This is a genomic window from Pseudomonas sp. MWU12-3088 (assembly GCF_023242405.1).
Classification (GTDB): Bacteria; Pseudomonadota; Gammaproteobacteria; order Pseudomonadales; family Pseudomonadaceae; genus Aquipseudomonas; species Aquipseudomonas kribbensis.
In genome coordinates this window covers 23,264-45,346 of the sequence record NZ_JALJEA010000011.1, presented here as the reverse complement: position 1 = coordinate 45,346, position 22,083 = coordinate 23,264, and the positions used below count along the sequence as shown (strand labels likewise).

General features: G+C 62.4%; 14 protein-coding genes. 7 read left to right on the top strand and 7 right to left on the bottom strand.

Going from position 1 to position 22,083, the window contains the following annotated elements:
* Positions 1-46: 46 nt before the first annotated feature.
* The 3 genes from M5B98_RS22965 to M5B98_RS22955 all read right to left on the bottom strand — a co-directional run bounded on the left by M5B98_RS22965 (position 47) and on the right by M5B98_RS22955 (position 9,063).
* Positions 47-6,430 (bottom strand): Ig-like domain-containing protein, encoded by a 6,384-nt coding sequence (locus M5B98_RS22965; protein WP_248744077.1) that lies wholly within the window; start codon positions 6,428-6,430, stop codon positions 47-49.
* A 53-nt stretch (positions 6,431-6,483) separates the two neighbouring features.
* A complete protein-coding gene (locus M5B98_RS22960; RefSeq protein WP_248744076.1) occupies positions 6,484-7,329 on the bottom strand; it encodes a sulfotransferase family protein in 846 nt (281 codons plus the stop codon).
* Positions 7,330-7,467: 138 nt separating this feature from the next.
* Positions 7,468-9,063 carry a glycosyltransferase family 39 protein gene (locus M5B98_RS22955; protein WP_248744075.1) on the bottom strand — a complete coding sequence of 532 codons (1,596 nt, stop codon included), beginning with the start codon at positions 9,061-9,063 and terminating at the stop codon, positions 7,468-7,470.
* Between the two features lie 241 nt (positions 9,064-9,304).
* Here M5B98_RS22955 and M5B98_RS22950 point away from each other — a divergent pair, with 241 nt between their 5' ends.
* The 7 genes from M5B98_RS22950 to M5B98_RS22920 all read left to right on the top strand — a co-directional run bounded on the left by M5B98_RS22950 (position 9,305) and on the right by M5B98_RS22920 (position 17,147).
* Positions 9,305-9,892 carry a phage tail protein gene (locus tag M5B98_RS22950; protein WP_085733413.1) on the top strand — a complete coding sequence of 196 codons (588 nt, stop codon included), beginning with the start codon at positions 9,305-9,307 and terminating at the stop codon, positions 9,890-9,892.
* Positions 9,893-9,949: 57 nt separating this feature from the next.
* The gene (locus tag M5B98_RS22945) at positions 9,950-10,261 is read left to right on the top strand and encodes a DUF6916 family protein (protein ID WP_248744074.1); all 312 of its coding nucleotides are present in this window, start codon (positions 9,950-9,952) and stop codon (positions 10,259-10,261) included.
* A 169-nt stretch (positions 10,262-10,430) separates the two neighbouring features.
* The gene (locus M5B98_RS22940; protein ID WP_248744073.1) at positions 10,431-12,500 is read left to right on the top strand and encodes a type VI secretion system tip protein VgrG; all 2,070 of its coding nucleotides are present in this window, start codon (positions 10,431-10,433) and stop codon (positions 12,498-12,500) included.
* Positions 12,497-13,345 (top strand): DUF4123 domain-containing protein, encoded by an 849-nt coding sequence (locus M5B98_RS22935; protein ID WP_248744072.1) that lies wholly within the window; start codon positions 12,497-12,499, stop codon positions 13,343-13,345. Before M5B98_RS22940 ends, M5B98_RS22935 begins: the two co-directional genes overlap by 4 nt.
* Entirely contained in the window at positions 13,342-14,115 is a 774-nt protein-coding gene (locus M5B98_RS22930) for a hypothetical protein (RefSeq protein WP_248744071.1), read from the top strand. Before M5B98_RS22935 ends, M5B98_RS22930 begins: the two co-directional genes overlap by 4 nt.
* Before the next feature lie 12 nt (positions 14,116-14,127).
* On the top strand, positions 14,128-14,967 hold the full coding sequence (locus M5B98_RS22925) for a hypothetical protein (RefSeq protein WP_248744070.1): 840 nt from the start codon (positions 14,128-14,130) through the stop codon (positions 14,965-14,967).
* Positions 14,964-17,147, top strand: a complete 2,184-nt coding sequence (locus tag M5B98_RS22920) for a lipase family protein (protein ID WP_248744195.1) — start codon at positions 14,964-14,966, stop codon at positions 17,145-17,147. Before M5B98_RS22925 ends, M5B98_RS22920 begins: the two co-directional genes overlap by 4 nt.
* A gap of 1 nt (position 17,148) precedes the next feature.
* Here the strand turns inward: M5B98_RS22920 and M5B98_RS22915 are convergent, their stop codons facing one another.
* From M5B98_RS22915 to M5B98_RS22900, 4 genes are read right to left on the bottom strand one after another with little or no spacing between them, the layout of a single operon-like run.
* The gene (locus M5B98_RS22915) at positions 17,149-17,640 is read right to left on the bottom strand and encodes a GNAT family N-acetyltransferase (RefSeq protein WP_412548552.1); all 492 of its coding nucleotides are present in this window, start codon (positions 17,638-17,640) and stop codon (positions 17,149-17,151) included.
* 11 nt (positions 17,641-17,651) lie between these two features.
* Positions 17,652-19,748: a biotin/lipoyl-binding protein gene (locus tag M5B98_RS22910; RefSeq protein ID WP_248744068.1), complete on the bottom strand. Its 2,097-nt coding sequence runs from the start codon at positions 19,746-19,748 to the stop codon at positions 17,652-17,654.
* Positions 19,749-21,068 carry an efflux RND transporter periplasmic adaptor subunit gene (locus tag M5B98_RS22905; RefSeq protein ID WP_248744067.1) on the bottom strand — a complete coding sequence of 440 codons (1,320 nt, stop codon included), beginning with the start codon at positions 21,066-21,068 and terminating at the stop codon, positions 19,749-19,751.
* Positions 21,065-21,844 carry an efflux RND transporter periplasmic adaptor subunit gene (locus M5B98_RS22900; RefSeq protein WP_085712616.1) on the bottom strand — a complete coding sequence of 260 codons (780 nt, stop codon included), beginning with the start codon at positions 21,842-21,844 and terminating at the stop codon, positions 21,065-21,067. The genes M5B98_RS22905 and M5B98_RS22900 overlap by 4 nt, the downstream gene beginning before the upstream one ends.
* Positions 21,845-22,083 lie beyond the last annotated feature (239 nt).

The following is a 22,083-nucleotide window of genomic DNA, read 5'->3' as shown; positions in this document are numbered from 1 at the left end:
CCTGGATCGCCCCTAGGTCCCGCACATATTGAGTTGTTGTGTGTTGTCAGGCCGGCATTTCGCTGATGCCGACCTGTTGCAGAGCCGCCGCCAGGTTGTCGACCCGATGCTGCTCGCTGTCCTTGATCTCTTGCAGTTGCTGGCCCAGGGTCGGCGCGCCGAACACGCCGTGCAGACCTTGGGAAACGTCGCCGCCCCGGATCGAGTGGCTGTCGAAAGCGTTCAGGGAGTCCCGCTCGGCGGCGCTGTCCTGGTTGAACAGGCTCGAAAGCGTGCTGATGCCGAACACCCCGCCATCACCCCCACCGAAACCGAGGAAACCATGGCCGGAACCGTCACCGCCGCTGTCGCTGCTGGTGAACACCTGGGCAATGAAGCTCGGGCTCAACGCGCCGTGGTTGATGAAAATGTCGCCCAGCGGACGGATGCCATTGCCGATCACCCGCTGTTCGAACAGCGGCGGGAAGGTCAGCGGTGAACCGAGGCCACCTGTGGGTGGCGCAAAGATGGTCGGTTGCAACGGCACGTCGACCCGCGACGGCAAAATGACCGGAACTTCGATGCGGAACTCCGGATCCGGCGTTACCACTAGCAGCGGCGAAGTCGGAGGCTCGGCCGGCACCGTGTTGATCACATAGTTGCCGGACTGACTGATCCCGCTGCCACTGTTGCCCGACAGATCATTGACCCCGGCACTGTTGACGCTGATTGCGTTGCTGGCGCTGTTGACGTTGGCGTTCGGCGTCAGGGTCGCGGTCCAGGTCTTGCCGCCGTCGCTGCTGCTCAGGTTGGACAGGGTACCGTTGGCCACGCTGAGGTCCGACAGGTCGAAACCGGTCACTGCTTCGTTGAAGGTGATGATCACTTGCGAGGTCTGGCCGACACCCAGGTTCGGATTGGCGACCACCACCGTGGCGGTCGGCCGCTCACTGTCGAGGGCATAGTTGTTCGACACCGCCACCGTGCTGCCGGCATTGCCCGCCAGGTCGGTTACGTTGCTGGTGTCCAGGGCAATGAAGTTGCTCGGGTCGGTGACATTCGCGGTCGGCGTGAAAGTTGCGGTCCATGTCTTGCCACCATCGCTGCTGCTCAGGTTGCTCAGGTCACCGTTGGTCACGCTCAGGTCCGACAGGTCGAAATTGCTCACTGCCTCGCTGAAGGTGAAAGTCACCGTGGTGGTCTGGCCGATGCCCAGGTGCGGGTTGGCGACAACGATGTTCACCGTCGGCCGGGTCGCATCGAGGATGTAGTTGTTGGAGATGGCAATGCTCGCCCCGGCGTTGCCGGCCAGATCCTGAACGCCGGCGGTGTCGAGGATGATCAGGTTGGTCGCGTCGTTGATGCCGGCAGTCGGCGTCAGGGTCGCGGTCCAGGTCACGCCGCCGTCGCTGCTGGTCAGGTTCGACAGCGCACCGTTGGCGACGCTGATGTCCGACAGATCGAACCCGCTCACCGCCTCGCTGAAGGTGATGGTCACGGTGGTGGTTTCACCGATGCCCAGGCGATTGTCGGCGACCACTATGGTGGCGGTCGGCAGCGCGGTGTCGATGGCGAAGTTGTTGGAATCGGTCGTACCCACGCCGCTGTTGCCCGACAGGTTGGCCACCCCGGCATTGTTCAGGGTGATCAGGTTGGTGGCGTCGGTGACATTGGCGGTCGGGATGAACGTCGCGGTCCAGGTGATACCGCCGTCGCTGCTGCTGACGTTGGTCAGCGTGCCGTTGGCGATGGTCAGGTCACTGTTGTCGAAACCGCTCACCGCTTCGCTGAAGGTGATGGTCACCAGCGAGGTTTCCCCGGCCCTGAGCGACGTGTCGGCAACCACGATGGTGGCGGTCGGCACCTGGGTCTGGATCTGATAGTTGGCCGAACTGGTGGTGCCGGTGCCGGTGTTGCCGGCCAGGTCGGTGATGCCGGTGTTGTTCAGGACAATCAGGTTGGTGAGGTCGGTGATGCCGATGTTCGGCGTGAACGTGGCCGTCCAGGTGATGCCGCTGTCGCTCGACGAGACATTGCTCAGGGTGCCGTTGGCGACGCTCAGGTCGGAATTGTCGAATCCGGTCACGGCTTCGCTGAAAGTGATGGTCACCAGCGAGGTTTCGCCTGGGCGCAGGTCACTGTCGGTCATGACAATGGTCGCCGTCGGCCGCTGACTGTCGACGGCGTAGTTGTTGGAATCGGTGGTGCCGCTACCGAGGTTACCCGCCAGGTCGGCAATGCCGGTGTTGTCCAGGGTGATGACGTTGGTGGTGTCGGTGATTCCCGCCGCCGGCGTGAACGTCGCGGTCCAGGTGATGCCGCCATCGCTGCTGCTCACTGCGCTCAGCGTACCGTTGGCGATGATCAGGTCGGCGTTGGTGAAACCGGTCACCGCTTCGCTGAACGTGATGGTCACCAGTGAGGTCTGGCCGACGCCAAGTGCCGTGTCGGCAACCACAATGGTGGCGGTCGGGCGCTGAGTGTCGATCGAATAATTGTTCGAATCGGTGGTGCCGATGCCGGCGTTGCCCGACAGGTTTTGAACCCCGGAGTTGTCCAGGGTGATCAGGTTGGTGGCGTCGGTAATGTTGGTGGTCGGCGTGAACGTTGCCGTCCAGGTGATACCGCCGTCGCTGCTGCTGACCGCGCTCAACGTGCCGTTGGCGATGGTCAGGTCGGCGTTGGTGAAACCGGTGACCGCTTCGCTGAAGGTGATGGTCACCAGCGAGGTTTCACCGATTTTCAGGCTTGGGTCGGAGATGATGATGGTCGCGGTCGGCACCACAGTGTCGATGGTGTAGTTGTTGGAGTTGGTGGTGCCGCTGCCGGCGTTGCCGGCCAGGTCAGTGATGCCGGTGTTGGCCAACCCGATCACGTTGGTGGCGTCGTTGACGCCGACGTTCGGCGTGAAAGTCGCGGTCCAGGTGATGCCACCGTCGCTGCTGCTCACCGCCGTCAGGGTGCCGTTGGCAACCACAATGTCGGCGTTGCTGAAACCGGTCACCGCTTCACTGAAGGTGAAGGTCACCAGCGTCGTTTCGCCGGCCGTGAGGGTGATGTCGGCAACCACGATGGTGGCGGTCGGACGCTGGGTGTCGATGGCGTAGTTGCCGGAATCGACAGTGCCGCTGCCGGCGTTGCCGGACAGATCCGAAACGCCGGTCTGGTCCAGGGTGATGACGTTGGTGGCGTCGGTGATGTTGCTGGTCGGTGTGAACGTCGCCGTCCAGGTGATACCGCCGTCGCTGCTGCTCACCGCGCTCAGCGTGCCGTTGGCAATCGTCAGGTCGGCGTTGGTGAAACCGGTGACCGCCTCGCTGAAGGTGATGGTCACTACCGAGGTTTCGCCGATTTTCAGCGCGTTATCGGACAAGACAATGGTCGCGGTCGGGCGCTGGGTGTCGATCGCGTAATTGTTCGAATCGGTGGTGCCGACACCGGCGTTGCCGTTCAGGTCAGCGATGCCGGTATTGTTCAGCGTGATCAGGTTGGTCGCGTCAGTGATGCTGGCGGTCGGCGTGAACGTGGCCGTCCAGGTGGTGCCGCCGTCGCTGCTGCTGACCGCTGTCAGCGTACCATTGGCGATGGTCAGGTCGGCATTGGTGAAACCGGTCACTGCTTCGCTGAAGGTGATGGTCACCAGCGAAGTTTCGCCAATTTTCAGGTTGTTGTCGGCCACCACGATGGTTGCGGTCGGCCGCGCGGTGTCGATGGCGTAGTTGTTGGAGTTGGTGGTGCCGCTGCCGGCGTTGCCGGCCAGATCGACGACCCCGGTGTTGTCCAGGGTGACCAGGTTGGTGGTGTCGGTAATGTTGTTGGTCGGCGTGAGCGTGGCGGTCCAGGTGATGCCGCCGTCGCTGCTGCTCAGGCCGGTCAGGGTGCCGTTGGCCACCGTCAGGTCGGCGGTGGTGAAGCCGCTGACCGCTTCGCTGAAGGTAATGGTCACCAGCGAGGTTTCGCCCGCCGCCAGATTGCTGTCGGCCACGACAATGGTCGCGGTCGGCCGCACGGTATCGATCACGTAGTTGGGCGAATCCGTGGTGCCGCTGCCGGCGTTGCCGGCCAGGTCAGCGATACCGGTGTTGTCCAGGGAGATCAGGTTGGTGGTGTCGGTGATGCTGGCAGTCGGGGTGAACGTCCCGGTCCAGGTAATGCCGCCGTCGCTGCTGCTGACTGCGCTCAGCGTGCCGTTGGCGATGGTCAGGTCGGCGTTGGTGAAACCGGTCACTGCTTCACTGAACGTGAAGGTCACCAGCGAGGTATCGCCGATCTTCAACGCCGTGTCGGACATCACGATGGTCACGGTTGGCCGCGCGGTGTCGATCGCGTAGTTGACGGAGCTGGTCGTGCCGACACCCGCCACGCCGTCGCTGATCGCGGTCACCCCGGTGTTGTCGAGGGTGATCAGGTTGGTGGCGTCGGTGATGTTGTTGGTCGGGGTGAAGGTCGCGGTCCAGGTCAGGCCGCCGTCGCTGCTGCTCACCGATGTCAGCGTGCCGTTGGCGATGGTCAGGTCGGCGTTGGTGAAACCGGTGACTGCGCGGCTGAAGGTGATGGTTACCAGCGAGGTTTCGCCGATTTTCAGCGCCGTGTCCGACATCACGATGGTGGCGGTCGGTGGTTCCACATAAGCGGTGTTGAGGGTGCCGCCATTGTTGTAGATCGCCGCAAAAGCCAACGGCACGGAACCCGTCACGCCACCACCCAGCTCTGAGCCGCCGGAGCCGCTGCCCGCCGCGTTACCGCTGATGGCGCTGAAGTTGGAGGCCGTGATCAGGACCGTGCCGCCCTGGTTCCAGATCGCGCCGACACCTCGTCCGCCGTCGCCGCCGTTCAGGTTGTTGCTGCCCTGGCCACTGCCGCCGCCACCACCGCCGCCCGCGCCGATGTTGTTGCTGATGACCGAGGTGCCGACGATTTTCAGAGTGCCGGTGGAGGCGTTGTAAATGCCGCCGGCCGCGTTGCCGCCGACGCCGCCGACCTTGTCCCAGCCGGAGCCGCCACCGCCGCCGCCAATGGCAATCGTGCCATTGTTCGCAGTGCCGCCATTGCCGCCGTTGCTGTAATAGGACACGCCGACACCACCGGCGCCGCCGATGGTGGAGCCGCCACGACCGCCCATGTGCGTCGCATCGTAGCCACCGCCGTAGCCGCCGACACCGCCGCTGCCGGCCTGGCCGCCCAGCGTACCGGTGCCCGGCCCGGCGGTACCGCCATGACCGCCACCCTGACCGCCGAGGCCACCACCACCGCCACCACCGCCGCCGTAGTTGGCGCCCGTGACTCCCCCGCCGCCGCCGCCGCCCGCTGCCGCGTTACCAGTGACCGAAACGTTGTTCAGCGTGAGGATGCCGGCGTTGAAAATCCCGCCGCCCATGGCCCCGGTCGCGCCGTAGCCGCCATTGCCGCCGTTGCCCGAGACCAGGCCCCGGGTAATCACCAGACCATCGAGGGTCACGGTGCTGCCGGAGGTGATTTCCACCACCCGGGTCTTGTACTGGCCGTCGAGGGTGACGTCAGCGACGCCGTCGTTGTTCAGGTCGCCATCGACGGTGATGTTCTTGTTGATCAGCAGTTCCGAGGTGAGCTGCACCGTCATGCCGGTGCTGAAGGTCACGATGTCGCCGTTCTGCGCCGACGCCAGCGCCGCGCGCAGCGAGCCGACCCCGGTGTTCGCGTTGTTGGTGGCGGTCCAGGTGGCGAGGCCCCATTGGTATTCACTCATCGACAGGGTCGACAGCACGTTGGCGCTCTCGATCTTGCCGGTGGCGATCTCCAGATCCCAGTCGCCGCCCACGCCGGTACGGTTGTTCGACGCCGCCACGTCACGGCCGGTCAGTTGCGCCAGCGAGTCGACGAAGCTCAGGCCACGGTCACCCTCGGCGGTGTAGCAGCCGTAAATGAGGATGTCGCCACCGACGTTCATGTCCTTGCCGATTTCCGCCAGCACCGCGCTGCGTTGTGCAACGTTGTCCGCCGACAGATAGCTGTTGCCGAGCCACAGGTCGCCGGCGTTGCCGTGGGCGATGATTTCCACGGTACTGATGCCCTGATGCTGATCCAGGTAATCGGCGATCTGCTGCAAGCCGTCCTTGTTCGCATCGAGCTTGACCACTTGCGTGCCGGGGGCAACGCCTTTGAGCAGGCTGTCGGCATCCTTGACCCGGGCATCGACGAACACCACAGCCTGGCCCGGCACCGCCACAGGGCTGGCAGCCGGCGTGGCATCGGCCTGGCCGTGGGTGTCCTTGCTCGCCACCGGATGATCGGCGGTCGGCGCTTTGGCCGCATCGGCAGTGGGGTGGCTGTCGGGCTGGGCCGCAGTGGTATCGGCCACGGTGGCCGCGACAGCACCGTCGAACAGCATGCGCGGCTCCAGCGACATGATCAGCGGCGCAGCCAGCGTCCGTTGGCCCTCGGTTACCCGCGACTTTTGCTTGCTCCACCACATGTTGCTCACCCGGACTCGAACAGTTGTAAACGCATCAATGAAAAACGCCGCGATCAACTGATCGCGGCGTCGGACTTCATACGAATCACATTGGCAGCGCTGGCTGAGCCATCGAGCCAAAAGGACAGATCGGCGTATTGCTTGAACAGGTCCGGCGGCAGAATCGTGCGCCGGGACTGCAGGGCGACCTTGGGTTTGACCTTGTGCAGGCCGGCCACACCCAGGGCCTGGTCGAACTCCGGCGCGTCATAGGCCAGGTGCTCGAAATCGTGCTCGAACCACGGCTCGCCGATGAAGTCGTAGACCAGCCGCAGCACGCGCTCCGGGGCCTGGGTCAGCAAGTCGTAATCGATGATCAGCAGCGAATCGGCGTGCTCGCCGTAATAGGCTTCCTTGAGTGCCGCCCAGGCAAAACCCACCAGGCGGTTGCGCTGGGCCAGGGTTTCGCAGCGACTGTAGACGGTGTTGCGCTCGACGGCATCGCCGAACAGCTTGGTGTTTTCGTAAGGGTTGGCGCGGTAGAGCCGCTCCAGGCTGTCCATCACCCAGGCGACGTTGCGCACGCAGGCGATGACCTTGGCTTTGGGAAACAGATCGCTGATGGCCGGCAGGCGCGAGCTCCACTGCCGGTTGGTGTCGAACACCACCGGTTTGTCGGCCTTGTCGGCGTAATAGGAATCGAACAGGCCGCGCAGCAGGCGACGGCGCATGTCGGTGTCGATCACCGCGCCGAATTCACTGCCGGCGCTGCATTGTTCAAGGACACCGGAAAACAGTGCGCCGACCGGACTGGTCATGCCGGCATGGAAGCGCGGATTCTGCAAAAGGATCGCAGAAAGGAGGGTTGAGCCCGAGCGCGGCAAGCCGGAGATAAAGTGGAACTGCTGCAATCCCTTCACCTTACTTTGTAAGTCCTTTTGTCCGACGAGCGTAGTCCAACAATACCCTTTCGACTAGTAGTGTTTTGACATCAACATAGAGCAAAACGGACTTGTTAGACCATTTCTTATCGCGAACAGTAAGGTGAAGCGTTTAAGTCATTCTCCGTTGGTACGATCGTCCTTTTCCAGAACGAAAAGTCGCGCTTTCGCCCCGCCAGCGTTGGACTGATCACGCAACTGCCAGGTCTTGGGCAGAGGCAGGAACGGGTCCGCAACTTCCGGGTCCAGATCACCGATCAGCCAGACCCGGGAACTGTCCTTCGGCAGATCCGCGAGACGATCCAGATAAACCTCATCGGACACCAGTGTGCCGAAACCGTAGTGGTTCGGACGCGTCGAGCGCCCGTCGGCGGCAGGCGGTGTATACAAGCGGATTTGCGCATCCGTGCGGTTGTAGTAGACGTAGCTCAGGTACCAGAGCATGTCGCTGGTGACGATCCGGTCGCCGCTGACGAAGTGGTGGTTGATGTGATCGACCATCACGTTGAACTGGTCATTCGGATCGACCGTGGCGTTGGTGTTCACCCCGACCATTTCGATTCCGACAAACGCCACCAGCACCGCCAGCGCCAATACGCGAACGCGGCTGTACAGGCGGTCGATGGCCAGCGCCGCCAGCATCGGCAGGCCCAACGCATAGGCCGTCAGATAGCGCTCGATGAACACCGGGCTGATGAACGACACCGCGAACACCAGAAACAACGGCACACCGGTATAGAGCGCCAGCAACACGCTGCCGTGATTTACGCTGCGGTCGCGGGCGACGGCCACGCCCGCCAGCGCCAGCATCGCCAGCGGCATGCCGCAAAACAGCAGCAGCGGAAGATGATCGCCCTCGTTCTGGATCAGCCACAGCCAGATCATCGACGGCAGCGAAGACAGGGTCACCGGATCTTCCCAGCCCACATCGCCACCGACCTTGAGCTCTTCCATGTGCTGCGTCAGATCGAGCAGGTTCGGCAGCCACGGCAGGTAGAGCGCGACAATGGCCAGATTGGCCAGCCACCAGTCCTTGCGCTGGATATGCCGCAGGCGATAACCCGGCAACAGGCGGATCAGCCCCAGGTACAGCCAGTGGCTCAGCGCCGCCAGCACCGCGAAGTAGTGGGTATACAACGCGGCGCTCATCAGCAGCGCATAGATCACCAGATACCGTCGGCGCTGCGGGCGTCTGACCCAGCAGATCAACGCCAGGGTGGTGCCGACCAGCAGCAGGCCGAGCAGCGAGTACATGCGCACTTCCTGGCTGTAGCGCACCGCCGTCGGCAACAGCGCCAGCAGCACCCCGGCGATGATCGCGGCACGGCGGGTCGCCAGGCGATCGACCAGGCACATGCCCAGCCCGACCGTAGCGATGCCGGCCAGGGCACTGAGGCTGCGGATCGACAGGATCCCTTCGCCAAACAGTCCGATCCAGCCATGCAGCAGCATGAAATACAACGGCGGATGCACATCGAACGCGGCGTGCTCCCAGATACCGCCCAGCGTATAGCGCGCCAGCAGCAGACTGGAGCCTTCGTCACCCCAGATCGCGGCGGCGGTCAGGTCATAAAACCGCACGACGGTCGCCAGCAGCAAAATCGGTATCAGCCACTGCTGGCGAACCCAGCGCAGCAGACGCCGGACACCGGCATTCGGTGCGGCAAACGGGTCCTGGGTATCCCCCAGCGGAGTCTCTCGACGCGCTTCCATCAACCTTCCCTTACGGTATTCCGAGTAAAAAACAGCGCCATTCATTGCGCACACTGTAGGCCAGAGCCGAAGCCGACGCGCGGCCGCGACGACGTCCGGCAAGTCCGCCGATCCGGGTCTACGCTACGGCTTGGCGTGACCTGCCCGCGCAAATGGAAGGCGTCAGTAAAACGTTTCGACCTGCCCGGCAACACAGGCTAACGCGCGGCGCGCCAACCACATAACAGAAGGATGAGGAACCATGGAAGTCTTTATGGGTACGATTCAACCGTTCGCCTTCAACTTCGCTCCCAGTGGCTGGGCCCTGTGTAATGGACAGATCCTTTCCATTGCGCAATACAACGCGCTGTTTGCGTTGCTGGGCACTTACTACGGCGGCAACGGCACGACCAACTTTCAGTTGCCCAACCTGCAGGGCCGCGTGCCAATGGCCCAGGGCAACGGTCTAGGCCTGACGCCGCGCGTCATCGGTCAGGTGGCCGGCACGGAAAGCGTCACCGCCACCATTGCCAACATGCCCAACCACACCCACGCAATGACCGGTCTCACCGCCAATACGGCCTTGTCGCTGGCGGTACCTGCCAGCAATCCGGCGACCGTACCGACTGCCACCAATTCCTACATCGGTGCCTCCGGCGGCGGCCCCGGCTCGGCGAACATCTATTCCGACGCCCAGGGCGCCACGCCGGTGCCACTCAAAGGTGTGACCACCACCGTCACCGGCGACATTTCCTCCACCGGCGGCAGCCAGCCGCTGGGCATCATGAACCCCTTCCTGGTCCTCAACTTCAGCGTTGCCCTGAACGGCCTCTTTCCGTCGCGCAACTGAGCAATCGTCCGGGGGCCCCGAGCCCCCGGACGTTTCGTTTTTTTCTGGAGTCAGACCATGCTGCAATCGGTTCAGATCGAACACCTCCAGCCAATGCTGGGGCAACAGCGCACACTGCACCTGCCGGATGGCACGGCGCTGCCGATTCAACTCGCCCACCTTGAAGAAGTCCCCTCGGCGAAAATGCGCTACAGCGAACGCATGCCCTTCTGCCTCGAATTCAACAGCCTGGAGCCGACCGAGTTTGTCGACGGCCTGTGCGCACTGGAGCTGCCGGAATTCGGCCGGGTGGAAGATATTTTCGTGTCACGAGTGCCGGCGATGGGGCGGGATCCGCAGTTGGGTTATTTCTGTATTTCCTTCAACTGATACCCCCTGCAAAATCTTCGCGAAACCTTGTAGGAAAAAGATGTAGGACTAAAGCCAAGGCCTTGTAGGCCGGGCTCTTCAACCGATTTTATTGGGAAACGTCCGACATCATTTCCCGGCTCACCTTGTTAGCGTTGTTCCGAATCCGTCACAGGACGAGGAACAACGGATGTTCAATGCCAACGCACACTTTCGCCTTACGACCGACGACTTTAAACACGATTTTCAAGTGCTGTCCTTCAGTGGCAGCGAAGCCATCAGCGAGCCGTTTGCCTTTAAGGTCGAGTTGGTCGGCACCAGACCGGATGCCGATCTTGCGGGCCTGATGCACCAACAGGCCTTTCTTGCCTTCGATGACCACGGCCACGGCATACACGGACAGATCCAGCACATCGGCCGCGGCAATATCGGCGAACGGTTGACGCGATACAGCCTGACCCTCGCCCCTTGCCTGGCCAATCTGCGCCATCGCGTCAATCAGCGGATTTTCCAGAACCTGAGCGTTGCGCGAATCATCGCGCAAATTCTCGAAGAGCATGGCATCCACGCCGATCGCTACAGGTTCCAGCTCGGCCACCCGTTGCCGGATCGTGAATATTGCGTGCAGTACAACGAGTCCGATCTGCACTTCATCCAGCGCCTGTGCCAGGAAGACGGCTTGCATTACCACTTCCGACACAGCCGCGACCGACACCTGCTGGTCTTTGGTGACGACCAGACCGTGTTCCCCCGCCTCGCTCGGCCAACATGCTTTAAACCGCACAACGCCATGGTGGCCGACAGGCCGGTGATTCAGCGATTCGACTATCGGCTCGAAACTCGGCCCAACCACGCCTCCAGCCGCGCCTACGACTTTAAAAAGGCGCGAATGTTGCTGGAAGCGGATGCCCACAATCCCGATCGGCACCTCCAGCCCGATCCCGGGGTTTACGAATATCCGGGACGCTACCTCGATCGCGAGCACGGCAAGCGGCTGGCCCGGCGAGCCCTGGAAGGTCACCGTGCCGATGACTGCCTGGGAGAAGGCGACAGCAACGAACCGGCGCTGGTGTCGGGGCATTTTCTGTCACTGGCCGAACACCCCGATCCGACATTGAACGACCTGTGGCTGCTGACCGAAATCCGCCATGAAGGCAAACAACCGCAAGTGCTGGAGGAAACCGCTGACCATGCGTCAGCCGATCCCGAGAAGGACTTCATCCAGGGCTACCGCAACCACTTCACGGCAACGCCCTGGAAGGCGATCCATCGACCGCCGTTGCGCTTTCGCAAACCCCACATCGGTTCGACCCAGACAGCGGTGGTCACCGGCCCGGAAGGCGAAGACATCCATTGCGACCCGTACGGCCGGGTCAAGGTGCAGTTCTTCTGGGATCGCGAAGGCCGCCACAACGACAAGAGCAGTTGCTGGCTGCGAGTGGCCTCGGGCTGGGCCGGCAATGCCCACGGCAGCGTGATCGTCCCGCGCGTGGGCATGGAAGTATTGGTGACCTTTCTCCACGGCGACCCCGACCGTCCGGTGATCAGCGGTTGCCTGGCAAACAGCGCCAACCCGGTGCCCTACGAGTTGCCGGCGCACAAGACCCGCAGCGTGTTTCGCTCCCGCAGTTCGCCGGACAGCTCAGGCTTCAACGAGCTGATGATCGAAGACCGCGCGGGCCAGGAGCAGATTTACCTGCGCGCCCAGCGCGACTTGCTACAGAAGGTCGAAAACGACAGTCATCTGGATATCGGCAACCAACGCCGGGAAACCATCAGGGGCAACAGTTTCAGCGCACTGCACGCGGAAGAACACCGCCTCGTCACCGGTCATCGCAAGACCCATCTCAAGGCCAGCGACTACCTGCACGTCGGCGACAGCAGCCACACCCGGGTCGGTCAATCACTGACAACCGAAGCCGCCGGACAGCTGTGCCTCAGCGCGGGCGAACATCTGGTGCTGGAGGCAGGGAAAAGCATCAGTCTGAAAGTCGGTGGCGAGCATTTTGTCCTCGATCACAGCGGCCTTTTCGGCAGCAGCGACTTGCTGATTGGCGGCGTGCCCGCGCCCTTCCTGCGCGCCCCGCTGTTGCAGCCCGACGGTATTGAAGACCTGTCGGCGCCCGCGCCTTTGCCGCCATTGGTGGCGCCCTCACAACAGGCATTGATGGCCGCCAGCAAAACCCTGGGTGCGGACTTCTGCCCGATCTGCGAAGCCTGCCGTGCGGGTCTGTGCCCGATCCCGGAGGCTGCCGCATGAGCGACGCCCTTGTACGACGCTGGCTGATCGAACAACACCGCGCCGGTTGCCTCCTGTGCCTGGTCCTCGACTCGCAGAACGAACGCGACATGCGCCAGCGCTGGCTGAAGAGCAGCCGTTACGAGCAATACGCCAGCGTCTACGGCGAAACTGCAGTCGCCGAACTGGCCGACACCGGCCCGTTCCTCTTCACCTTCGACCAGCCCGACGACCGCCGTTTCGACGCCCTGCTCGACAGGCCGGACAGCCATTGGGGATGGTTGGCCAGCTTGGGCAAAGGCGAGATGAAGAGCTGGGTCCGGCACTGGCAGGAGCGGCTTATCGTCGGCGTCCGTCCGCATCAGGCGCTGTACCGCTTTCACGACAACCGGGTGCTGGACCGGGCGCTGGAGCATCTGCCGGTCGAGGCTTTGCCGGCGTATCTCGGACCGGCGATCAGCGTTTGCCATTGGCAGGGTTCGCACTGGCAGATGACCGACAACCCTGCGCCGGGCAGCTACCCCGTGCCGGACACGCCGCCATGGCTGCAACTGCCGATGCCTGACGAGCAAGCCATGGCGATTCGCCTGGCCAATGCCCACCGCTTTCTGCTGGCCGGACATGTGCAGGCTTATTCCGCGCTGGCGTGTGTTCAGGATCCGCAAATCTGGCTCCGTGAACGACTGACCCAGGCCCAAGCCTGGGGCTGGCTGGCACCGGAGCGGCTGGAGTTTCTGCTGATCCACAGCCTGCAAACCCCGAATCCCGCGCCCCATTGGCAAGCCCGACCGGACGAAACACCGGATGAACACTTTGATCGGGTTTACCAGCTTTCGAAGCACTGGAACGGGAAGACGCCCTCATGAAAATTCCGCTCAAAAGCCTCGGTCTGATCGGCTGTTTCGCGGCACTGGGAGGCTGCAGGACCGAACTGCCGAATGCATTCACCTTCACAGCTGAATTGCCACCAGGTTTTACCTATAAGGCTATCGTCGAGTACACACCCGCCAAGGGCGAAACGTGCAGCGTGCCGGACCGCAGAAAGACAGTCTCAGCACACAATCAGAAGTGGCGTGAACGGTATGAACCAACCTTTGAAATCCCTATTCGCCGGACGATCAGTGGCTGCCCGATGGCGATACGCAGAATCAGCCTCGATATCAATTCGGTCTATGGAAAATCTCGCGGCGACTTCAGTGCAGACAGTGCCGTAGTCGCCGTTCTTCCTGATATCGAGGAACGCTACAAAAACAGCTTCGACAGCCGGGGCGAAAGCACCTTCCATGGCCAATGCCAGTGGCTGTTTCGCACCTCGGGCAAGCCGAGAATCCTGCGAAAAATACTCGACTGCAAGGAAACCGATGCTCTGGGTACGCCAGAGCCGGGGCGCCCGTTTGCGGCATACACCCACGATCAACTTCCGGGCAAAACCGTGAGGATGAAGATCAGGCTAGCAAGGGAAGAACAGCCTTACGTCAGAGACACATGGCTCAAGTTTCCAAATGGCTGGAAACGATGCTTGGGCGACAACTTTGAAGATCAGTACGCCTTTTGTTACGGCAACTACACCGACTTCAGCACTTTCACCATGCCGGATGGCCAGGTCTGCGCCATTTATCCGGGTTGCACGGAATAAGGAGATTTCGCCATGACGTCATTGGAAAAGGATCTGTACTCACCCGCGCTGACCTCCCTGAAAAACAGACTCGCGCGACGTGGTGCAACTTTGGGCTGCTGCCTCTTCTTCATCGCAGGTTGTAAGAGCGAGCCACCCAACACCTTCAAATTCACAGCCGATCTACCACCGGGATTTGCCTATGTCGCGGCGGTTTATTACGTACCCGAGAAAGGCCAGACCTGCACCCTCGACAGACGCGACAACCTTGCCCCGGTGTTCAACAGCAAGTGGCGCACGGACTACAAACCGGATGCCGAGATCACGATTCGCAAGACGGTTAAGGGGTGTCTGTTGGTCGTGAGGCGAATCGAGCTGGAGATCAATTCGGCATACGGCAAAGATTGGAGCGACTTCAGCCGTGACGAAGCCATGGTTTTCATCCGTGATGATCTGGAGGAGCAGTTCAAAGGTGTGTTCAGCGAAGCCGGTGAAAGCACGTTCCATGGTCAGTGTGAGTGGTGGTTCCGCACTTCGGGCAAACCGCGAATTCTAAGAAAAATCCTGGATTGCAGAACAGTCGATGCCCAGGGGGCACGTGCTTATGGCAAGACCTTCGGGGCTTTTAACCCTGATCAACTGCCAGGCAAAACCGTGAGGATGAAGATCACCTTGGCAGCGGAAGAGCGACCGGCCATCAAGGACACCTGGGTCAAAGTCCCTAACGGCTGGAAACGCTGTATGGGCGACAATTTTGAGGATCAGTACGCTTTTTGTTACGGCAACTACACGGATTTCAGCGGCTTTCAAATGCCAGACGGGCAGCAATGCACCATATATCCCGGATGTACGGAAAAGAAGGTTTCGCCATGAAGGTACTGGAGAAGGATCTGCAATCTCCGTTGAGTAGCCGCATTCTGAAATGTCCCGAGGGTGGCATATGGACAAGTTTCCAACTCATCGACGAGTTCTGCTCGGGCGAGCCCTACGCCGGGTTGGCTTATATCGCCACCGACTCGGAAGGCTATAAACACACAGGCCGCTTGGACGCTGCGGGCAAGGGCAGAGTAGACAACCATTTTGCGGGGCCAATTTCGCTGCTGTTTGATCAAGCGTACGAAGGAAAGGAAAAGCTCTACTCATATTTGCAAAGCAGACCACATTACCCCCTGAAAATCACCGAACTTCAGGTCCGAGCCGAGGCAACCCGGTACCTGAACCCAAATGCCACCCGCAGGCGCGAACGCCCGAAAATTGCAGACGGTGCGGACTACTTTCAAGTCGAAGTCCGTCATCTTGTCAGGCATGCCTCGCACCTGCCACCCGAGGTTTATCGCGATTACCCCCTCGATTCCGGGTGCGCTGCAATCATGCGCGAACACGGAAAACTTGGCGTAGCGCTGATGCCGCAACGTCACACCGTTCTTGAAGTGCGCCCGCTACGCGCGTTGCGGCCGATGTTATCCACAGCTCCGGCATTCTGTGCACTCAACCTGTACCAGCTCGCATTGATGGCGACCCTGAGTTACTGCCCTTTCGGCCAGGAACCCAAAGTCCCTTCCGCCGAAACCAGATCCGTTAAGTTTCCGCTGCAACCCAGCGTCGGCAACTGGTTCGGCGATGCACTGGCCAAGGGAGAGGAACTGTGGAAAGTCGACAACGCTCAGACCAAATTCTATTACCCGCTCTACGAGGATGTTTCCTACTCAAGAAGGCTAGAGATCATTCCGTTTGACCCGAACCTCTATGCAGTCAACAGGCACAGCCCTGAACGGGATCCGGAACACCCGGCCAGCGTCCACTTCCTCGACGACATCGGTAATAAAGACAGCACCGACACCCAAGCCTTCATCACCCACAACGACGAACTGATCCTGATCGCCGTTCGCGGCACTGCAGAGATCATCGCCGATGGATTACGTGATGCCGATGCCTTGCAAGTGCCATTTGCCGAAGGTGAAGGCAAGGTACATCGGGGTTTCTATGAAGCGGCCAGGAAAGCCGCGACTTTCGCCGTCAGCTACCTCGAAAAATTCTACACCGGCCAAACCCTCCTGATTTGCGGCCACAGCCTCGGCGGTGCGATCACATTGCTGCTGTCCGAAATGCTCCGCCGCCGGCCCGAGGGCTACAACATCCAGCTCTACACCTACGGCGCCCCCCGCGCCGGCGACGCGGATTTCGTCAGGGGCGCAGCCGATCTCGTGCATCACCGCATGGTCAATCACAACGACCCGGTGCCCAGCGTGCCCGGCAGCTGGATGAACACCAAGGCCGACATCTACGGCACCGGAGCGGCGTTGACGTTCGTCAATGTGCCGGTGGGGCTGTCGGTGTTCGTCGCCGGCATCACCAACTGGACCGGGGAAGCCTACGACCACCACGGCAACCTGCGGCACGCCATGCCGGTGGAGTTCGGGCGTCAGCAGGTGTCTTCGATCCTGTGGGAGCCGGGTTGCGACACCATCACCCAGCACGCCGCCTGCGACGTGGCGATCCGGCAGCGGCACGGTTTGCCGGATCGGCCGACGTTGCTCAAACAGATTTTCGACGCCGGGCACCACTCGATGACCGGGGCGTACATTCCGGCGTGCTGGGCGGTGTCGCGGCGTTGGCAGGAGGCCCAGGAATCAAGCCGTTCGCTGGTCACCGAACGGGAGTTTGCCGTGGTGGAGTCGGCCCTGGAACGCATCACCCACCAATTGCGCACCCGGCGCAACAACCTGCCGGGACGCCCGGACAGTTACGTGCGCACTCAGTCCGGCACCCTTGAGGCGCTTAATTGTGAAGTCGAGAAAATCCGCGTGACACGTGAGCGCCTGGCAATCCTTCGCCATCGGCGCATCACGACCCAGGACGTTTACGGGCAACTGGCAGAACAACCGGAACGACTGGCCGAAAGCCTGCCGCGCTGGCAGCTGCACCCGGAAAACACTGCAGCCGAACAGCTCGCCATGGCGCCGGACACCGCCGAAGATGACCCGCTGCTGGCGACGCTCTACGGCCACAAGATCGGCGCGCCGCATACCTTCGATATCAACTCGATCATCTGACTCAACCCTGTGGATACCACACCAGACGCTCCGCCGCCGGATTGCGCTCTTCCACCGCAAACCCCAGCGCCAGGTAATGCTGGCGCGCATGGGGATTGTTGGCCCAGACCACCGTCGCCACCGGGCAGCGCACTTGCTGCGCGGCTTTTTGTACGCCTTGCAGCACGGTTCGTCCGTACCCCTTGCCCCGGGCCTGAGGGATGAAGGCGATGTACAACACGCGGATTTCGTTGGGGCCGAAATCGGTGCTCAGCGCGCCAATGGCCGTGCCGAGTTTTTCCACGACGTAGTGCATGGCATTCGGATGGTTTTCACCCATGCCCTGCTCCTGCACCTGAAACTGCTGGGCAACGATTTGCTGCACCTGTTCCTGCTCGCCGTCGACCCATTGCAGATCCGGCCGCGCCGATTGATACAGGCTTTGCAGAAAAGGGCCGTCAGTCGCCCGCGAAGGCCGCACCACCAATCCGTCCGCTGCCAGGTTTTCCGTCATCTTCATGCTCCCTAGAAACCGCTTTCCCTGACCCCCAGCGCCGCCAGCCGACGCCAGGCCACGCCGAGCACCGATTCGCCGCTGCCCTGCAACACCACCACGCCGCGTAACGGCTGTACCGGCGTCGGTGGCTGATCCAGCGTAGTCAATCGCGCGCCGTATTGCGCCTGCACCGCTTCCGCCCGTTGCTGTTGATCGCGGCGCACGGCAATCGGCCCGTGGTGATCGGACGTCAGCGCTTCCTGATCGACATAGGCCACGCCATTGGTATCGATTTCATCGAGTTTCACGGTGATCGCCGGATGCATCGGGTCATCGGCGATAAACCGCCCGGTCGCCCCCGGTTTGACCCGCCACAGTTCAGCTTCGGCCACATAACCACGCAGGCGCGAGCCGTCCTCGACCACTCGCGCCAGTGCATCCTTGCTCGACAGCCAGCGGCCCGGCGTCAGGTTCGGCAACAAGTCGCGCACAGTGCCGGCATGGGGCGCCCGCAGCAGCAGGCGTTCGCGGCGGGCGGACAGGCCTCGGTATTCCGCCACGGCTTCGGCGAGGCGTTGCTCGACGATGCCGGCGTCGGCGGCGGTTTCGCTGCGGCCGGCCTGACGGCGCATCAGCAATTGTTGAATCTGGATTTCCCGGCGGACGATGGCCTGCCGCGAGTCGAGATCCGGCGACTCCAGTTCGATCAGCACATCGCCCTGAGCAACCTTCTGGCCGTCCGCAACCTTCACCGTTTTGACCCGCGCCGCCACCGGCGCATGCAACGCACTGGCCCGACCGCCCTCGAGCATCGTCGGCAGTTCGACGGCGCTGCGCCACGGCACGATCAGCACCAGCAACAGGCCGAGTACCGCCAGGCTGCTGAGCAGCACGCGCGGGCCGTGAGCCTGTTCGCGGCGACTCCACCACTGGCGCCACTCACTCATGATCGGCAGAAAGATGAACCACACCAGTTCCACCAGCATCAGGAAGATCCCCAACACCTTGAAAAACAGGTGATAGACCGCCAGCGCGATCCCGAAAAACAACGCCGCACGCCATAACCACGAGCCATACCCCCAGATCAGCAAACGCCGCTGCATCGCCGGCGACCAAGGCTCCGGCGCCGGTGCGCCATAGCCGAACAAGAATTCCCGCAGGCGCCAGCGACAAAACGCAAAGGCCCGGCCCTGAAGGTTGTCGACCTCCCACAAATCGCTGAGCAGAAAGTAGCCATCAAAGCGCATGAACGGATTGAGATTGACCACCAGCGTGGTGATCCAGGTCGCACTGGCGAGCATGAACGCCGCCGTGCGCGCCGGACCGTCCGGCAGCAGTGACCAGACCAGCAACGCGATGCAGGCCAGCAGCAATTCCGCCAGCACCCCGCCGGCACCGATCAGCAGCCGCGCACGCCGGTCGTTGACCCGCCAGGCATCGCTGACGTCGGTGTAGAACATCGGCAGCAAGACCATGAACGCCACGCCCATGCTCTGCACCCGACACCCGGCGCGCTTGGCCATGAACGCGTGGCCGAACTCGTGGCAGAGCTTGGCGAAGAACAGCGCCACACCGAACGAAATCGCCCCGCCGAGGCTGAACAGGTGCGGGAAGGTGCCGACGAAGCGCTGCCAGTCCCGCGACACCAGAAACACCCCGAGCCCCAGGGTCGCCGGAAAGCCGTAGCGCAAAATCCTTGGTCCGAAGCGCTGCAACCACGGCCACGCCCGATTGAGAAACGCATCCGGGCGCCACAGTGGAATACGAAAGAACAGATATTGATGGAGCAGGATTTTCCACAGGCTCTGGCGTTGCGCGAGGGCCTTGAGTTGATAGCTGGCGCGTTGCTGATCGTCGAGGGCGCTGATCAGGTCATGCCCGCGCAGGAACGTCAGCAGTTGCTCCAGCTCCACACCATCGAGCGGCAAACCGGGTTCGCGGTTGGCAGCGCGCAGCACCTGCTCCGGATCGCCCAGCGACCAGTGGCGCAACAGGCGCATCGCCGCCGTGCCGAGTTTGAAATAGCGCCCGCGCACCGGGTCGGCCAGGGTCCAGCGTGGCGAGCCGTCCAGTGCCGGCGCCGCGGGCGACAATTGCAGGTCGGCACGCAGGCTCGGCAGGTTCATTTACAGGCCCACGCTCTGGCGCAAACCGGCCAATGGGCGGCGCAGCAGATACAGCGCCAGCGGCGCGCGATCACCGAAGATCTTCGCTGTGCCGCGCAGGCCGATACGTGGCGGCGCGTCGGTGAAATTCGCATCCAGCCGGTAGGCCAGTTGGCCGCCGGCGGTGGGTTGCGCTTCATAGGCCGAACGCTCGAGTCGGGCGACGTGGCGTTGCAACGGATCGCTGTCGAGGAACAACGCAATGTCGGCGCCCGGCTCCAGCGAAATCGCGTCGCCCACCGCCAGTTCGATACGCAGTTCGGCCTGGTTCGGGTCGGCGATTTCCATCAATCGTTCGCCGGTCTGCACCGGCTTGCCGGTCCAGCGCTCGGCGTCGGCGAACACCGCGATACCGTCGCGCTCGGCACGCACTTCGCTGCGGTTGAGCAGTTCCCGGGCGTAGTCCCGTTCGGCGCGTTTCTGCTCGACGCGGGCGGCCAGCAGATCCACCCGTGAACTGGATTCGGCGTCGGCGAATGCACGTTGAGAATTGGCTTTGAGTTCGGCTTCGGCCACACCGAGCGCACGCTCGGCGACATCGGCCTGGGCCTTGAGGGTGGTGCTTTCGAAGCGCAGCAGCAGATCGCCGGTCTTCACATTCTGATTGGGTTTGACCAAAAACTCGGCGATCACCCCGTCCAGCGGCGCCGCCACCACACGCCCACCCAAAGGCACCACTTCGGCCGGGGCCAGCACCGACTGGCGCACCGGAATCAACAAACCGAGCAGCAGCACAGCGACCAGCGCCACTTGGCGTTTGCGGGTCCAGCGCAGCCGCCACGGCTTGCGCGGTTGCAAGGCCAGCCAGGCGTGGCTGTAGGTGTCGCCCAGTTGCGACAGCAGCACTTGTTCGGAAGGGTTCCACGGCACATCACGGGCCAGCCACAAGCCGCCAAACACCTGACCTTCGCGGTCGATCAGCGGCAGCCAGAACACCTGCAGCGCCGACAGACTGCGCCAGTCGCTCTGGATCGACTCGCTGACCATCTCCGGCGCGATCACCCGCGCCACCTTCAGCACATCCTGCTTGAACAGCTGCGCCACCGCCTGCTCGACGAACGCCACGAACGGCGCATTCGGCTCTACCGCACTGACACCGGTCACGGCTTGCACCTTGCCGGCGATCAATAGCGCCGCATGCCGATAACCGAATAGCGGCTGCCCGTCATTGACCAGACTGTAGGCCAGTTGCGAAGCATCGCGGGCGGCGCGGGTATGCCGTTCGAGATCGAGAAACCGCGCGAACACCTGCTCGGCGCCGCCGCTCACCGGGGCGTTCACTTGAGCTCCGGAAAACGCGCGGTGCCGCTCATGCCGGCGAGCAGGCCTTTGGCTTCAGGGAGTGTGGCGACCAGCAACAGCGTCTGGCTGCCCTCATCGATCCGCGCGCCAAGGCGTTTGACCGTAGCGTCGATGGGCTGGCCGGTTTCATCGGGAACGAAACTGAAGGTCTGGCCGGGCTTGAGTTTCGCCATCCAGCGCGACGGCACCAGCAAATGGATTTCCAGCGTGCGGTTGTCGACCACATCGAGCAGCGGCGCCCCGGCCGACACGCTTTCGTAGCGTTGCACCTTGCGCTCGACCACTTGCCCGTCGAACGGCGCGACCACGCTGCAGCGTTTGACCTGGACTTGATAAACCTGGGATTGCGCCTGGGTCTCGCTGACCTTGGCCTCGGCCCGGGCCACTTCGAAACGCCCGACAGAATTGAGCGCCGCCAGTTGCCGGTTGTGCGCCAACTCTTCGCCGGCGCCACGGCTTGCGGCTTGCGCGGCGTTCAACTGGGCCTGATAGGCCGAACAGTCGAACTTCGCCAGGGTATCGCCCTTCTTGAACGACTCGCCCTCGCTGAACGGCAACTCGACGATCCGCCCGGACAACTCGCTGGCCAGCGTCGCCTGATCCCGCGCCCGCAACACACCCCGTGCTTCGCTGCTGGCCGAGGCATTGGCGGCCCCAGCGTTATCCTGCAGCGGATCGTCTGGCACAGGCGTTTGCGCCTGAACTGCACACGTTACAAAGGTCAATCCGACAACCCAACCACGAAAACGCCGCATAACCGTTACTCCCTGACGGATGAGCGGAGTCTACGACAGCGGGGTTTAGCGTCAAGCGAAAGGCCATCATTCGTCTCGAGGTGGGCGTTTTCGTCGCTTACAAACTTTAGGGAAGTTTCCTACGCGTCTTTCCAAAGGGCCGTTATTGCCGATTTATCGTTTGCTGCTTACTCTCACCGCACTCAACCCCGTACGTAGTGATTCAGTTCGCTGGCAGTTGGGGTAAAGAAACCGGCCTC